This window comes from Dongia sp. (assembly GCF_041906375.1).
Lineage (GTDB): Bacteria > Pseudomonadota > Alphaproteobacteria > Dongiales > Dongiaceae > Dongia.
The window spans coordinates 153,635-168,203 of the sequence record NZ_JAYRJJ010000001.1 but is presented as its reverse complement, the minus strand read 5'-3'; the positions used below and the strand labels follow the sequence as shown (position 1 = coordinate 168,203).

Sequence of the window (14,569 nt, the reverse complement as noted above, 5' to 3'; positions counted from 1 at the left end):
ATTTGAGCCATTCGGCGTCTGATTGGTTCAAGTTAAGAGCTTTTATGCGCCATTGGCAAGACCAATTCGCGTTTTTCATGGACGAATGGCCTGAATCATGCTAATTGGCTCAACATTGGATCAGATGAGCGATACGATGCCGAAACCGATTGCCGCCGAAATTGCCCGCAGCCTGCAGCAGCGCATCGACGCCGGCGAATGGGCCGACGGACGCCAGGTGCCGCCGGAACGTGACCTCGCCGCCGATTTCGGCGTGGCCCGGAACACGATCCGCCGCGCCATGGACATGCTGCGTGATCAGGGAACGATTTCGCGCCATGTCGGGCGCGGCACCTTCGTCGCCAGCGGCGCCAAACATTCCCTGAGCGAGATCGTCGCCGGCATGGAGGGGGCGAGCCCCGCCGACATGATGGAACTGCGCCTGCTGCTGGAACCCTTGTCGTCGGCCAATGCCGCGATCAACGCCAGCGCGGCACAACTCGCCGGCATCGAGGAAGCGCACCGCGAGGCCAATGCCGCCACCGACATCATGACGTTCGAGCAGTGGGATTCAGCCCTGCACCACCGCATCTTTGCCTGCTCGCGCAACGAATTGCTGCGCGGCATCTATGACCTCCTCCATGTCCTGCGTAATCAATCGCCCTGGTTCGACATGAAGAAGCGCTCCTTTTCCGAGGAGCGGCGGCAGAATTACTGCCGGCAGCACGATGCCATCGTGACGGCGATCCTCAACCGCGATCCGGAAGCGGCGCGCGCGGCGACGCTGGCACATCTGAAGACGGTCGAAGCCAATCTGCTGGGACGCTAGCCGCGTTCCGGTTCAGCCGGCCGCAAGCTCCACCACGTAAGCGGCGTCGGCCCGCATTTCAATGATGGTCGGCCCCCGCCCCTTCGCCGCATCCAGCAAGGCCTGGCGCAGTTCGTCGACATTGCCCGGGCGCGTGGCGGCGCAACCGAAGCCCTTGGCAATGGCCAGGAAATCGGGCGTGTAGATATCAACGCCGATGGGCGTGATCTGCCGGTCGACCATATAGGTCTTGATCTCGCCATAGCCGTCATTGTTCCACAGCAGGATCACCAGCGGGACCTTTGCCTCCACTGCCGAGGCCAGTTCCGCGATGGTGAACTGCAGGCCGCCATCCCCGATCAGCACCACGACCGGCCGATCCGGTGCCGCCAGCTTGGCGCCGATGCCGGCCGGCAGCCCATAGCCCAGCGTGCCGTAGCCAGTGCTCGAATTGAAGTAAGAGCGCGGACGCGGCGCTTCGAAACATTGGTTGAGCGCATAAACCGGCTCGGTCGAATCGCCAGCCACGATCGCGTCCGGCAAGGCCTCAAGGACGATCCCGGCAAGGCGTTGATGGAGGCTGATGGCAGGCCACCAATGCCGCGGTGTCGCTTCCCGCACGGCAGCGGCACGTTTGGCGCCCGGCGTGTCGGCGCCGACGCTTTCGCCCAGCGCACCCAAGGCGGCGTTGAGCGCTTCGGCGGTCAGGTTGGCATCCGCCAGGATCGGCAGATCGGCCACGACCGTACGCACCAATTGTTCGGGGTCGATATCGACACGAATGAGCTTGCCGCTGAATTCGAGCGCCTTCGGTTCCGGATACATTTCCGTCTCGCCGAATTCGGTGCCGATCGCCAGCACCACGTCGGCTTCGGCGATGGCGCGGTGCACGGTGGGAAAAGCCATATTCTCGCCAATCCGCAAGGGATGCGCCGGCGGCAGAATGCCCTTGGCGTTGACGGTGTTGATGACGGGCGCATCGAGACGGGCGGCGAGCTTGCGGATAGCGCGGCTCGCATCCGCCGCCCCACCGCCCAGGATGAGCAAGGGTGCCTTGGCCGATTTCAGCCAGGCCGCCGCCTGTTCGATATCGCGAGGTTGCGGCGCCGGCCGCTTGGGCAAGGATCGCTGCTGCACGCCAAGCGGCGCTTCCATGGCGATGACGTCGATGGGGATTTCGATATGAACGGGGCGCGGCCGGGCGCTGGCGAAGAGGGCGAAGGCGCGCGCCAGAACCTGCGGCAATTGATCGGGCCGCAGCAGCGTGTGGCTGAAGGCGGCGACACCGGCCACCACATTGCGTTGCGACGGGAGTTCATGCAGGCGCCCATCACCCATGCCGAGTTGTTCGGTGCGGTTGACGGCGGAGATCACCAGCATGGGGATGGAATCGGCATAGGCCTGGCCCATGGCGGTAAGGATGTTGGTCATGCCGGGGCCGGTAACGATGAAACAGACGCCTGGCTTGCCGCTGACGCGTGCATAGCCGTCGGCCATGAACCCGGCACCCTGTTCGTGACGCGGGGTGACATGGCGGATGCGGGTCTGCGGCAGTCCGCGATAGAGTTCGACGGTATGCACGCCGGGAATGCCGAAGACCAGTTCGACGCCATAGACTTCCAGCAATTGCACCAGCCATTCGCCACAAGTCGCCATGATCCTCTTTCTCCAACAAAATCAGGGAATTATGGCGACGATAGAGCCTTGCCGGGCGGATTGTTACAATACACAATGATCCACGTTTACTTCGAGGCGCCCCGATATGAGGGGACTGACATAAGGGTTCCGCCATGTTGGCCAATCTCAGCGAAGGCGATCTCCGCTTGCTGCGCGTCTTTGCCAAGGTGGTCGAGGCCGGCGGCTTTTCGGCCGCACAGATCGAGCTGAATGTCAGCCAATCGACCATCAGCACGCATATGACGGCGCTGGAGCAGCGCCTGGGCGTGCGCTTGTGCGAACGTGGGCGCGCCGGCTTCAGCCTGACCGAGAAGGGCAAGCTGATCTATCAGGCGAGCCAGCGCCTCTTTTCCGCCGTCGACGAGTTCCGCTCGGCGGCTGGTGCCGCAAGGTCCAGCCTCGTCGGCACTCTCTCCATCGGCATCATCGACAATCTCATCACCAATCCCGCCTGTCGGCTGCAGCAGGCGATCAGCAAGTTCAACCAGAAGGCACCAGAGGTGCAGATCTCGGTCCAGGTGACGTCGCCCACGGAAATCGAACAGGCCGTGCTGGAGGGCCGGCATGATCTTGGCTTCGGTGCCTGCGGTCGGCATTCGCCCTATCTCACTTACGAAGATCTGTTCGAGGAGCGGCAGGTGCTTTATTGCGGGCGCGGCCACCCCCTGTTCGAGCGCAGCAACGACGTGACGCTCGACGACCTCAAGGAGCAGCAATTCGCCCGGCGCGCCTATACCGCGCCCAACCAGTTTCCGAGCGGCGTCAGCCTGACCTCGACCGCCATTGCCGATCTGATGGAAAGTGTGGCCGTCTTCATCCTGTCCGGCCGCTTCATCGGCTTCCTGCCGGTGCATTTCGCCCAGCAATGGGTGGCACAGGATCTGATGCGCCCGCTGCTGGAGCAGCGTTTGGGCTACCAGAATCCGATCTATCTCACCATGCGCAAGACGGAACAGAAGAAGCCGCTGCTCAGTGCCTTCCTGGACACGGTCTATGCCGTGCACCGGGCGGTACCTGAAACGACCAGGACAAAGAAACCCAAGCTGATCAATGCTTGAGGAGTTGGCTCAGGAACAGCTTGGTGCGTTCGTTCTGCGGGTTGGCGAAGAACTCGGTCGGCGGCGCGGTTTCGATGACCTGTCCCTTGTCCATGAAGACGACCCGGTCGGCAACCGTTCGGGCGAAGCCCATTTCATGGGTGACGCAGATCATCGTCATATGCTCCTCGGCGAGTTCGATCATGACATCGAGCACTTCCTTGATCATCTCCGGATCGAGGGCCGAGGTGGGTTCGTCGAACAGCATGACCTGGGGTTCCATGCAAAGAGCGCGGGCAATGGCCACGCGCTGTTGCTGGCCGCCCGATAGCTGACTCGGATATTTCTGCGCCTGCTCGGCAATGCGCACGCGGGTGAGATAGCGCATGGCCAGATCCTCGGCCTCGGCCCGCGGCATCTTGCGCACGCGGCGGGGGGCCAAAGTGAGATTTTGCAGGATGGTCAGATGCGGGAAGAGATTGAACTGCTGGAACACCATGCCGACTTCGCGGCGGATGAGCTCGATATTCTTGATATCCTGGGTAAGCTCGACGCCTTCGACGAAAATCTGGCCGGATTGATGCTCTTCCAGCCGGTTGATGCAGCGGATCGCGGTCGACTTTCCTGATCCCGAAGGGCCGCAGATCACCACGCGCTCGCCTTTCGCAACGGTCAGCGACACATCCTTCAGTGCCTGGAAAGAATCATACCATTTGCTGACGTTGCGCAATTCGATCATCGGGGCGGTCTGGTTGCTCTGCGGATGCATCGGCAATTTCCTTAACGCTGGCCCGCGGGCGTGAAACGCCGTTCCAGGCGCCGCGACCAGAAGGTGAGCGGATAGCACATGGCGAAATAGATCAGCGCTACCAGCGAATAGGTGACGAAGGGTTGGAAAGTGGCATTGTTGATGACCTGCCCCGCCTTGGTAAGCTCATGGAAGCCCACGATCGAGGTGATTGCGGTGCTCTTCACCAGCTGAACCAGGAAACCCACCGTGGGCGGAATGGCAATCTTGAGAGCTTGCGGCAGGATCACATCACGCATCTGCTGGATAAAGGTCATGCCGAGGCTGGCGCTGGCATCCCATTGGCCGCGCGGTATGGCATCGACACAGCCGCGCCAGATCTCGGCCAGGAAGGCCGAGGCATAGAGTGTGAGGCCGATCGTGGCGGCCATCAGGGGCGAGACGTCGAGACCCAGTTTCGGCAGGCCGAAGAAAATCAGAAAGAGCTGCAGCAGGAACGGCGTCCCCTGCAGGAATTCAACATAGACCTGCATGAGGCGCCGGCCGAAACGCGGGCGCGCATAACGCAGCAACAGCAGAAGCAGCGCCCCAATGCCGCCGCCAAGAAAGGCAATGGCGGAAAGGGCAATCGTCCAGCGGGCCGCCAACAGGAGGAAGGACAGGATATCGGTGAGCGACAATTCGATCATCGCGCCCGCCCGGCCTGCAGACGCTGGCCCAGCTTCGCCAACAGGCGCCGGAGGCAAACCGCCAGGAAGAGGTAAATGACGGCCACCACGAAATAGGCCTCAAACGTGCGGTAGTTGCGCGACTGGATGAGATCGGCCACATGGGTGAGATCCATCACGGCGATCTGCGACACCACGGCGGATTCCAGCATGGTGAGCACAACCTGGCTGACCAAGGCGGGATACACATTGGCAATGGCCTGCGGCAAGATCACGCTCCCGAACACCCAGATGGGGTGCAACCCCAATGCCAGGCCAGCCTCGCGTTGTCCCGGTGGGACGGCCTCGATGCCGGCCCGCATGATTTCGATGCAATAGGCCGTGAGGTTGACCGTGACGGCGATGATGGCGGCCGTCATTGCCGTCAGCTTCAGCCCCAGGCTGGGAAGGCCGAAGAAGATGAAGAACATCTGCACGATGAAGGGCGTATTGCGGATGAGTTCCACATAGGCCGTCACCAGCAGACGGGCCCATTTTGGCCCCCAGCGCATTGCAGCCGCCCCGCCGATGCTGATGACAAGGCCCAAAGCGGCCGCAATCGCGATCAATCCCAGCGTGACGCCCGCACCTTGCAGGAACAAGCCGAAATAGCCCGCGATTGCGCCGATATCGAAACTGTAGCCCATGGCCGCAGCGACAGATCTGGGTCGTTAGAAGTCCTTCGGCAGCGGCGCTTTCAGCCACTTCACCGCGAGCTCGTTGAGGCTGCCATCCTTGCGCATCGAGGCCAACAGCTCGTTGAGCTTCTTCTGCAGGCCCGCTTCGCCCTTCTTCACCGCCATGTTGGAAGGCGAGGTCAGGAGCTGGAATTTTTCGACCGGATGGATCGCCGGGTCCTTGGCCAGGATGGTGGCGCCGACATCATTGCCGACCACCATCAGCTGCGCCTGGCCGGAGAGGAAGGCCGAGATGACGCCGTTATAGTCGCTGTAGCGCTGGATATCGGCGCCGGCGGGCGCCACTTTGGTCACCTCGGTGTCTTCCAGCGTGCCGCGGTTGACGGCGATCGTCTTGCCGGCGAGATCGGCGGCGTTCTTCACGGCGATCTCTTCCGGTCCCATGACGGCAATGTAATAGGGCGCGTAAGGGTCGGTGAAATCGACCACCTGGGCGCGCTCGTCGCTGTAGCCGATGCTGAGCAGCAAGTCGACCTTGCCTTCGCTCAGATAGGGAATGCGGTTCTGGCCCGTGATGCCGACGAGGTCGACCTCGACGCCGAGGTTCTTGGCGATGATCTGGGCCATTTCCACGTCATAACCCTGGATCGCCATGTCGGAACCCAGCGACGCGAAGGGCGGAAAGTCTTCGAATATGCCGACCTTGATCCGGCCGGCCTTGGCGATGTCCTCGAGCGCATCGGCCGCAGCGGGACGGATGCCCAAGGTGATCAGCCCGAGCGCCAGGACGGCACCGCAGGCCAGCAATGAACGCCGCGAAAGAGTCTTCTTCATTGTCGCCCCCTCTGTTGGATGAATTGGTCGGGAGCAGTCTCGCAGCTGCAAAGGGGGTTACAATAGCGATCGGCCGAAACTCAGTTCAGCGACAGCCGATGTAACAGCTTTTGACCGGGTGGATGAATGCACCGGCATTAATGCTTAAGAATGGCGCTCCGATAGGCGCGCGGGCTCGCCCCGGCCCAGCGCGTGAAGGCGCGGGTGAAGGCGGAAAGTTCGGAATAGCCGAGCAGCAGGGCAATCTCGCTCAGAGGCAGCTGGCTTTGCTGCAGATAGTGCCGCGCGAGGTCGAAACGAGTGACTTCGACAGCCTCGCGGAACCCCATGCCGACATCGGCCAAGGCGCGCTGGATCGCATGCGGGCTGAGGCGCAGCGTGTGGGCCACCTGTTCAAGCGTCGGCGCCCCTTCGGCCAAGCGCAGCCGCACGGCACCGCGCACCCGGTCGATGAGCGAGTCCGGTCGATCGCGGGACCCCAGCGATTCCAGGCAGGTCTGCATCATGGTGAGGAGCTTGAGATCGCGCCCTGGCATCGGCCGACCGAGCAGATCGGCATCGAAGATGATGGCATTGGTGGCGCAGCCGAAGAAGACCGGCGCGCCGAAGGCCATTTCATGCTGCCGCCAATCGGGGGGCCTTGGATGTTCGAACTGGATCTCCAGCGGCGACCAATGCTTGCCGCAGCATTCGCGAATGATGTTGGTGAATTGCCCCAGCGAGAGCTCGGCATCCTGGCGCCGGGCGACGATCGAGGGCGAAATAATCTGATATTCCAAGCGCATGCGCTTGCCTTCCCCGCGCCGCAGCGACATCACCGACGAACTCTGCTGGAAGCGGAACAGGCCGACCAAGTTTTCGAGTGCGCTGCCCAGGGTGGGCGAGGACAAGGAGGCATAGCCCCACATGCCGAGATCGCGGGGCGAGAATTGCTGGCCGAACCAGAGGCCGAAATTGTCGCGGCCGGTCTGACGGGCGGCTTCCTCGAAGAGGGCGCAATAGGCGGCAAGGCGCAGCTGCAAGGTGGGGGCGGCGGTCATTTCCGGCGCCAGGCCGCAATTGCCGAAGATGGAATCCACATCGCCGCCCTGGGCATCGATGAATTCCACCAATCCGGCGGCGGCGGCGGAGAGCACGACCGGTGCCTTGTCGGCACTGCCCGCGTCTGAAATCACCCGTCCGCCCAATTGGATCATGAAAACGTCCCTGATGGCTCGCCGTCATCGATAAGGGTCAGGAATGATGGCATGGTGCCGGCCATGCTGCAAGGCAACAAGGGTGTCTTAACGGGGGCGCTGTCAAACATGGCAGGTTTTCGGTCAAGCCGCCGGCGGGCCGTGATATTAGCCTGTCGGTAAAATCGCAGAAATCTGCCCGAGAAGTTGGAAGTTGGCTGGGAGAATGAGGCTATGAGCGAGCGACCGCAACAGAACGCCAATCGCTGGCGGCGCTTTGCCGATTGGGACGAGCGGCCCCTGCGCCTGGATCGTTTCGCAGTGGAAGATCCCGAGAACGGCTTTGCCGCGTTCAAGGGAACCAAGGACCCGAAGCCGGGCGTTGTCATTGCCGCAGGCAAGGTGGTGTCGATGGACGGCATCCCGGCCACCGATTTCGACATGATCGATCATTTCATCGCCCATCATCACCTGGATCTCGACCTGGCGCCGGAGGCGATGGCGATCCCCTCAGCCGAAATCGCCCGCATGCTGGTCGACATAACCGTGCCGCGCACCGAACTGGCGCGCCTTGCCCATGGCCTCACCCCCGCCAAGCTTGCCGAGGTTGTGGCGCAGCTCTCGGCCATAGAGCTTGCCTTCGCTTTCTCCAAGATGCGGACCCGCAAGACGCCCGGCAATCAGGGCCATGTCACCAACGCCAAGGACGATCCGCTGCAATTGGCAGCGGATGCGGCGACGGCGGTCGCCTTTGGTTTCGACGAGGTCGAGACGACCATGCGCGTCGCGAGGAACGCCTGGTCGAATGCGCTGGCCTGCGCCGTGGGCGCCGCGGTCGGGCGCTGGGGTACGCTTTTCCAGTGCTCCAGTGAAGAATCCGAGGAATTGCAGATCGGCATGGCGGGCTTCACCTCCTATGCCGAGACCGTCTCGGTCTATGGGACGGAGCGCGCTTTCACCGATGGCGACGACACGCCTTGGTCGAAGGCGTTCCTCGCCGCCGCCTATGCCAGCCGCGGCATCAAGATGCGCTGCACCTCGGGGGCCGCTTCCGAACTGCTGATGGGATTCCATGAATCGAAATCCCTCCTCTATCTGGAGGCCCGGTGCCTGTGCCTGCAACGCGCCATGGGCGTACAGGGAACGCAGAATGGCGGCATCGACGGGGCGCCTTTGGCCTCGACCATGCCGGGCGGTGTCCGCGAGTTGATGGCGGAGAATCTCATCGCCGTCTGGCTCGATCTTGAATGCGCCACCGGCAATGACGCGCGGCATTCGGAATCGGAGATCCGGGTTGGGGCCAAGATCCTGCCCTTCCTCATCGCCGGGTCCGATTTCATCTGTTCCGGCATGGGGTCGATCCTCGCCTATGATAATTCCTTCAACCCCTCCTCCTTCAATGGCGAGGAGATGGAGGATTTTCTGGTGTTGCAGCGCGATTTCGAGGCCGATGGCGGCCTGACCTCGGTCGGCGAATCGCGCGCCTTGGAACTGCGCCGGCGGGCGACCGATGCCTTGGGCGCGGTGTTCGAAGAACTCGGTCTCGGCACGCCGAGTGCTGCCATGAAGCGCAGTGTCGTCATGGCCTCCGGTTCCAATGAAACCGAGAGCTATCTGCCGCGCGACGTCACCCTCATCAGCGAAGAAATCAAGGCGCGCGGGGTCAATGTCCTCGACGTGATCAAGGCCCTGGCGCTGCGCGGTTTCAGGGAGGAGGCGCAGAACCTCCTCAATGTCGTGCGCCTGCGGGTGTCGGGCGATTATCTGCAGACGGCAGCGGTGGTGCGCCGCGGCCATGTGATCAGCGCCGTCAACGACCCCAACGATTATGGCGGGCCCGGCACCGGCTATCGACTGAGCGACCAGCGCCGCCAGGAACTGGCAGCGATCCGTGACGTGCTGACGCGGGAGGAGGTCTTGCGGACCGAAGCCACCTTCGCCGGTGCCGAAAGCCGGCGCATCCGCTACCGGGCGCTGGGCGACGCGGCGGCGAGCGGGCCGAAAAACGAGATCGTCATCGGTGTCAGCCCCGCCTTCGGGCTGAAGCTCTTCCGCACGCTGGCGGGCCATCCGCTTTCCGCCGTGCTGCGGGCGATGAGCGAAGGTATTGCCGAAAAGGGCGGCGTTGCCCGCATCGTGCGCATGCGGCACACCGCCGATACCTCTTTCCTGGGGCTGAGCGCCGCGCGTCTGGCCGGTTCCGGGATCGGCATCGGCATCCAGGCCAAGGGGACCGCCGTCATCCACCAGGCGGACCGCCTGCCTCACCACAATCTGGAACTGTTCTCGAACGCGCCAATCACGGCGCTTGCACATTACCGCAAGCTCGGGGCGAATGCGGCCGATTACGCCAAGGGCGAATTGCCGGAACCAGTTGTCGTGCCGACCGAGGGTGAGGCCATGGGGGCCCGCTTCCATGCCCAGGTGGCCCTCATCTATGCGATCGAGACCTCACTCACAGAGGATGGCGCCAAGCCTGAGGATATCGAGATCGCCTTCCTGGAGGTGCAGTAATGGCCCGGATCGACAACGTCGCGGATTATCCCCTGGCGGAGAACCGGCCTGACCTGGTTAAAACCGCACGCGGCAAGGGTTTGGAAGAACTCACACTTGATGCGGTGATGGCCGGCGAGGTGACGCTGGAGGACCTGCGTATCACGCCGCAGGCACTCAAGGACCAGGCGCGGGTGGCAACCCTGGCCGGCCGGCCGACCTTGGGGCGCAATTTCGAGCGTGCCGCCGAACTGGTGCCGGTGCCGCAGGATTTCCTGCTGCAGGTCTATGAACTGCTGCGTCCGGGCCGCGCCAAGACCAAGGCCGATCTGCTGGCGGCAGCCAAGACCTTGCGCGAAGACTACAAGGCCGAAAAGATGGCATGCTTCGTCGAAGAGGCAGCCGAAGTCTATGAGCGCCGTGGTCTGTTCACATTCAGGTTCTGAGAAATCCGCATGAGTTGGAAGACGCGACACCGATCCTTTTATTACCAGGGCGCCCCTGAACCGGACGATCTCCACTTCAAGCCGGCGGAGACGGCGCTGCTGGTTATCGACGTGCAGAACACCTATCTGGAACGGCCGGAGCGAGCCACGCTCGATGCCGCCGGCCAGGCGCATTACGATGCCTGGACACCGTTTCATGATCGCATGAACGGCATGGTCATCCCGCGCACGGCGGAACTGCTGCGCCTGGCGCGCAAGAACGGCATCGAATGCCTGTTCGCGCGCATTGCCTGCCAGACCAAGGACGGCCGCGACCGGTCGTTGAGCCAGAAGATGCCGGGCTGGAACAATCTGCTGCTGCCCAAGGACGAGCATGCGTCGCAGCTGGTGCCGCAACTGGCGCCTCAAGGCGACGAGATTGTCGTCACCAAGACAACCGACAGCGCACTCACCGGCACCAATCTACGCCTGATCCTGCACAATCTGGGCATCAGGAACGTCATCTGCGCCGGCATCTTCACCGACCAATGCGTCTCCTCGACCGTGCGGAGCCTCGCCGATGAAAGCTTCCAGGTCGTGGTGGTCGAGGATTGCTGCGCCGCCGGCTCCGATTTACTGCATGATCAGGAGTTGGCGATCATCAACATGATCTACTGCCATGTCATGACTACTGATGAACTCAAGACCATGATGAAACTCTCATGAAGCGCATCCTGATCATTGTTCCGGAACTGGTGGCCCCGCCGGGCATTCTCGGCCAGGCGCTGATCGCGCAAGGCGTCCATTATGACGCGGTCTTCCCGGTGGCTCGCTTTGCCACCTATTCCCCGATGGATTACCCAGGTTTGCCCCAAGGTCCTGCCAACTATGCCGGTCTGATCGTGCTCGGCGGGCCGATGAGCGCCAAGGATGAGCATCTCTATCCCTTCCTCACCGAGACCATGGCCCTTATCCGGGCTTTCACGGCGGCCGAGCGGCCCGTGCTCGGCGTTTGCCTGGGCGCCCAGATCATCGCCCATGCCTTCGGCGGCGAGATCTATCGCATGGGAAAACTGGAATCCGGTTTCTATCAATTGACGTTGACGCCGGAGGGGCGCAGCGATCCGCTGTTCCGGGACTTTGCCGAGCCGGTCACCGTCTTTGAAAATCACTACGAAGCGACGCGCAATACGCCCGGCGCCGTGCCACTGATGACCGGCGGCGCCTGCGCCATCCAGGCTTTCCGCGTCGGCGCCAAGACTTATGGCGTGCAATTCCATGTCGAGGTGACGATCGACATCGTGCGCGATTGGATCCGCATGTTCGGCGCCGATTTCTGCCGGGATGAGCCAAGATTGCTGACCGATCTCGACCGACAGTTCGAGGTTCATTTCGGCGATTATGTTCGCGCCTGCAATACGCTCACGCGGAATTGGTTGGCGTTAAGCTGAGACTACCGCTGACAATCAGGGCGTTGGGCAATCAAGGCTGTCAAGATTAACAGCCTAAATGTCAAGACCGGGTGGTAGGGGCAACCTATCGTCCCTAGCGTGACCGACTTTAAGACGACTTGCGGCAAGCAAGCGACAGAATGAGCACACCACATTCGATGGGCCCGGCCTGGTTTTGCGGACCGGTGTTCCAGCTTGGTCAACAGGGAAGCGGCGCCGGCGTTGAACGACCGGCCAACGGAGAGGGACAGATGAGCAGCTTCAAGCAATCACGTCGCAACTTCATGCAGAATTCGGCCCTGATGGCCGCGGCCTTCGCCACCAGCGGTGTGGCGGGCCTGCGCTCGGCTTACGCCGATCGCTCCAAGGAACTCAATATCCTGTGTTGGGAAGGCTATAACTCAGCCCAGGTGTTGGATCCGTTCCGCGAATCCAGCGGCGCCACGGTGAAGGCGGAATCGCTCACCAACGACCCCACCATGATCAACCGCCTGCGTGCCGGCGAAACCAATGTGTGGGACCTGATCAACGTCAACAATCCCTGGGCGCGCAAGATCATGTTCCCGGAGAAGCTGATCCAGCCGCTCGACCGTGCCAAGATGGAGCCCTATTTCGCGAAGATGGCCCCGGCCTTCAAGCCACCTTATGCCTGGGCGATGGATGACAGCGGCGAACAGCTCATCGGCATGGCGCAGCGCTATGGCCCCTACAGCTTCGTCGTCAACACCGACAAGGTAAGCCGCGCCACCGCCGAGGATCAGGGCTGGGATCTGTGGAACGATGCGGGCAATGCCGGCAAATACGGCGTGCTCGAATCCGACGATTGGAATGTGTTCAACCTGTGCTGCATCGCCGGCTTCGATCCCTTCCGCGAACACACCCCGGAAGAAGTGGCCAAATTCACGGAAACCGCCAAGCGTGTCTTCAAGGGTGCCAAGGTGGTGGGCGATATCGCCACCATGAACCAGGCTCTCGTCTCGGGCGAGATCGACTTCCACATGACCGGCGGCACCTATTCCGCCTCGCCGGCTCGCGCCGATGGTGCCGGCAATATCCGCGCCATCACGCCGAAAAAGGGGCCGCTCGCCGGCGGCAAGGGCGGCATTTCCTGGATCGAGATCACCTCGGTGGTCAACAATCCCGACATCTCGCCGCTTGCCGTGCAGTTCCTCGAATATGTTCAGGACCCGAAAGTCGCCCATACGGTGGCCTTCGCCGAAGGGACGTTCAACCCGGTGGCCCAGATGGGCAATCCGGATTGCTTCAGCCTTTTCACCAAGGAAGAGCTGGATGCCATCCAGTATGACAGTCTGGAAGAGGAAATGGCGCGTTCGGTCGAATATGACATCGTGCCTGATTACGACAAGCTGCTCGACATCATGACCGCCGCCAAGCGCGAGGCTTCGGGCGGCTGATCGATCGGTTGCTTCCGCCAAGACGTTGGATCGCCCGGTGCGCACCATGCCGGGCGATCCCGTCTTGATCCTCCTCCATTTCATCACGATCCGGATTCCCAAGGACCATGAACGGCCGACCGCCCATTCTGCAATTGCGCAATCTGACCAAGACCTTCGGCAATTTCACGGCTGTCAAAGGAATCAGTCTCGACATCTCCGAGGGCGAATTTTTCACCATCGTCGGCCCGTCGGGCAGCGGCAAGACGACCCTGCTGCGTATGCTGACCGGCATGGAGAGCGCCACGGGCGGCGATATTCTGCTGCGGGGCGCCCGCATCAACGATCTGCCCGCCAACAAGCGGCCGACCTGCATGGTGTTCCAGTCGCTGGCTCTCTTCCCGCATCGTACCGTCGGGCAGAACATCGAATTTTCCCAGAAGATCAAGGGTGTGGCACCCGATAAGCGCAGGGCGCGGGCCTTGCAGCTGATGGCGCAGCTGCGCCTGCCGGAAAACTACTACGACAAGAGTGTGACCAAATGCTCCGGCGGCGAAAGGCAGCGCGTGGCGCTTGCTCGCGCGCTGGCCTATGACCCGGACATCCTGTTCTTCGACGAACCCTTATCGGCCATCGACTACAAGCTGCGGAAAACGCTGGAAAAAGAACTGAAGGACATCCACCGCGAAACCGGCAAGACCTTCATCTACATCACCCACAGCTTGGAAGAGGCGATGGTGATGAGCGACCGCATCGGCGTCATGCGCGCCGGGCAATTGGTCCAGGTCGGCTCGCCACAGCAGATCTACAGCGCGCCGGAAACCAAATTCGTCTCTGAATTCATCGGCGATGTGAACGTCATGGCCGTGACGGCAAACGGCGCCAGCGGCGTCCGTGCCGCGGAATTCGAGGTGGATTTCGTCAGCCAGGCGGTTCCGGCGGGATTCACCAATGGTCATCTGGTGGTGCGTCCGGAATCGCTGCGCTTCCTCAGTCATCGCGCCGAGGCGCAGAACTGCCTGGAAGGCCGCCTTTATAACGAATATGTGCTGGGTTCGCGCATTCAATACCAGGTGCGCGTGGGCGAGCATGTCTTCATCGTCGAGAAGCTGCGCCAGCAGCAGTTCGGCGGCAAGCTCGACGACCAGGTGCTCATCGGCTGGGATGCCAAGGACGGCATCCTGGTGACGGATTGAGCGGGGC

General features: G+C 62.2%; 14 protein-coding genes. 8 read left to right on the top strand and 6 right to left on the bottom strand.

Annotation, left to right across the window (positions count from 1 at the left end; genetic code table 11):
• Window positions 1-124 precede the first annotated feature (124 nt).
• The gene (locus ACE3OA_RS00810) at window positions 125-808 is read left to right on the top strand and encodes a FadR/GntR family transcriptional regulator (RefSeq protein ID WP_374306776.1); all 684 of its coding nucleotides are present in this window, start codon (window positions 125-127) and stop codon (window positions 806-808) included.
• Between the two features lie 12 nt (window positions 809-820).
• Here the strand turns inward: ACE3OA_RS00810 and ACE3OA_RS00805 are convergent, their stop codons facing one another.
• On the bottom strand, window positions 821-2,443 hold the full coding sequence (locus ACE3OA_RS00805) for a 5-guanidino-2-oxopentanoate decarboxylase (RefSeq protein WP_374306774.1): 1,623 nt from the start codon (window positions 2,441-2,443) through the stop codon (window positions 821-823).
• 134 nt (window positions 2,444-2,577) lie between these two features.
• Between ACE3OA_RS00805 and ACE3OA_RS00800 the strand changes: the two genes are divergently transcribed.
• Entirely contained in the window at window positions 2,578-3,522 is a 945-nt protein-coding gene (locus ACE3OA_RS00800; protein ID WP_374306772.1) for a LysR family transcriptional regulator, read from the top strand.
• Here ACE3OA_RS00800 and ACE3OA_RS00795 read toward each other — a convergent pair.
• The 5 genes from ACE3OA_RS00795 to ACE3OA_RS00775 all read right to left on the bottom strand — a co-directional run bounded on the left by ACE3OA_RS00795 (window position 3,512) and on the right by ACE3OA_RS00775 (window position 7,624).
• On the bottom strand, window positions 3,512-4,270 hold the full coding sequence (locus tag ACE3OA_RS00795; protein ID WP_374306770.1) for an amino acid ABC transporter ATP-binding protein: 759 nt from the start codon (window positions 4,268-4,270) through the stop codon (window positions 3,512-3,514). The genes ACE3OA_RS00800 and ACE3OA_RS00795 overlap by 11 nt on opposite strands.
• Before the next feature lie 11 nt (window positions 4,271-4,281).
• On the bottom strand, window positions 4,282-4,938 hold the full coding sequence (locus ACE3OA_RS00790; RefSeq protein ID WP_374306768.1) for an amino acid ABC transporter permease: 657 nt from the start codon (window positions 4,936-4,938) through the stop codon (window positions 4,282-4,284).
• On the bottom strand, window positions 4,935-5,603 hold the full coding sequence (locus ACE3OA_RS00785) for an amino acid ABC transporter permease (RefSeq protein ID WP_374306766.1): 669 nt from the start codon (window positions 5,601-5,603) through the stop codon (window positions 4,935-4,937). Before ACE3OA_RS00785 ends, ACE3OA_RS00790 begins: the two co-directional genes overlap by 4 nt.
• A 24-nt stretch (window positions 5,604-5,627) precedes the next feature.
• Window positions 5,628-6,428: a transporter substrate-binding domain-containing protein gene (locus tag ACE3OA_RS00780; RefSeq protein ID WP_374306764.1), complete on the bottom strand. Its 801-nt coding sequence runs from the start codon at window positions 6,426-6,428 to the stop codon at window positions 5,628-5,630.
• 137 nt (window positions 6,429-6,565) lie between these two features.
• Window positions 6,566-7,624 carry an AraC family transcriptional regulator gene (locus tag ACE3OA_RS00775; protein ID WP_374306762.1) on the bottom strand — a complete coding sequence of 353 codons (1,059 nt, stop codon included), beginning with the start codon at window positions 7,622-7,624 and terminating at the stop codon, window positions 6,566-6,568.
• Window positions 7,625-7,837: 213 nt separating this feature from the next.
• Here ACE3OA_RS00775 and ACE3OA_RS00770 point away from each other — a divergent pair, with 213 nt between their 5' ends.
• The 6 genes from ACE3OA_RS00770 to ACE3OA_RS00745 all read left to right on the top strand — a co-directional run bounded on the left by ACE3OA_RS00770 (window position 7,838) and on the right by ACE3OA_RS00745 (window position 14,562).
• A complete protein-coding gene (locus ACE3OA_RS00770) occupies window positions 7,838-10,117 on the top strand; it encodes a propanediol/glycerol family dehydratase large subunit (RefSeq protein ID WP_374306760.1) in 2,280 nt (759 codons plus the stop codon).
• A complete protein-coding gene (locus ACE3OA_RS00765; protein WP_374306758.1) occupies window positions 10,117-10,542 on the top strand; it encodes a diol dehydratase small subunit in 426 nt (141 codons plus the stop codon). The genes ACE3OA_RS00770 and ACE3OA_RS00765 overlap by 1 nt, the downstream gene beginning before the upstream one ends.
• Window positions 10,543-10,551: 9 nt before the next feature.
• Window positions 10,552-11,247, top strand: a complete 696-nt coding sequence (locus ACE3OA_RS00760) for a cysteine hydrolase family protein (protein WP_374306756.1) — start codon at window positions 10,552-10,554, stop codon at window positions 11,245-11,247.
• On the top strand, window positions 11,244-11,972 hold the full coding sequence (locus ACE3OA_RS00755; RefSeq protein WP_374306754.1) for a type 1 glutamine amidotransferase: 729 nt from the start codon (window positions 11,244-11,246) through the stop codon (window positions 11,970-11,972). The genes ACE3OA_RS00760 and ACE3OA_RS00755 overlap by 4 nt, the downstream gene beginning before the upstream one ends.
• Before the next feature lie 251 nt (window positions 11,973-12,223).
• Window positions 12,224-13,387 carry a PotD/PotF family extracellular solute-binding protein gene (locus ACE3OA_RS00750; protein ID WP_374306752.1) on the top strand — a complete coding sequence of 388 codons (1,164 nt, stop codon included), beginning with the start codon at window positions 12,224-12,226 and terminating at the stop codon, window positions 13,385-13,387.
• Window positions 13,388-13,494: 107 nt separating this feature from the next.
• Window positions 13,495-14,562 (top strand): ABC transporter ATP-binding protein, encoded by a 1,068-nt coding sequence (locus ACE3OA_RS00745; RefSeq protein WP_374306750.1) that lies wholly within the window; start codon window positions 13,495-13,497, stop codon window positions 14,560-14,562.
• Window positions 14,563-14,569: the final 7 nt, after the last annotated feature.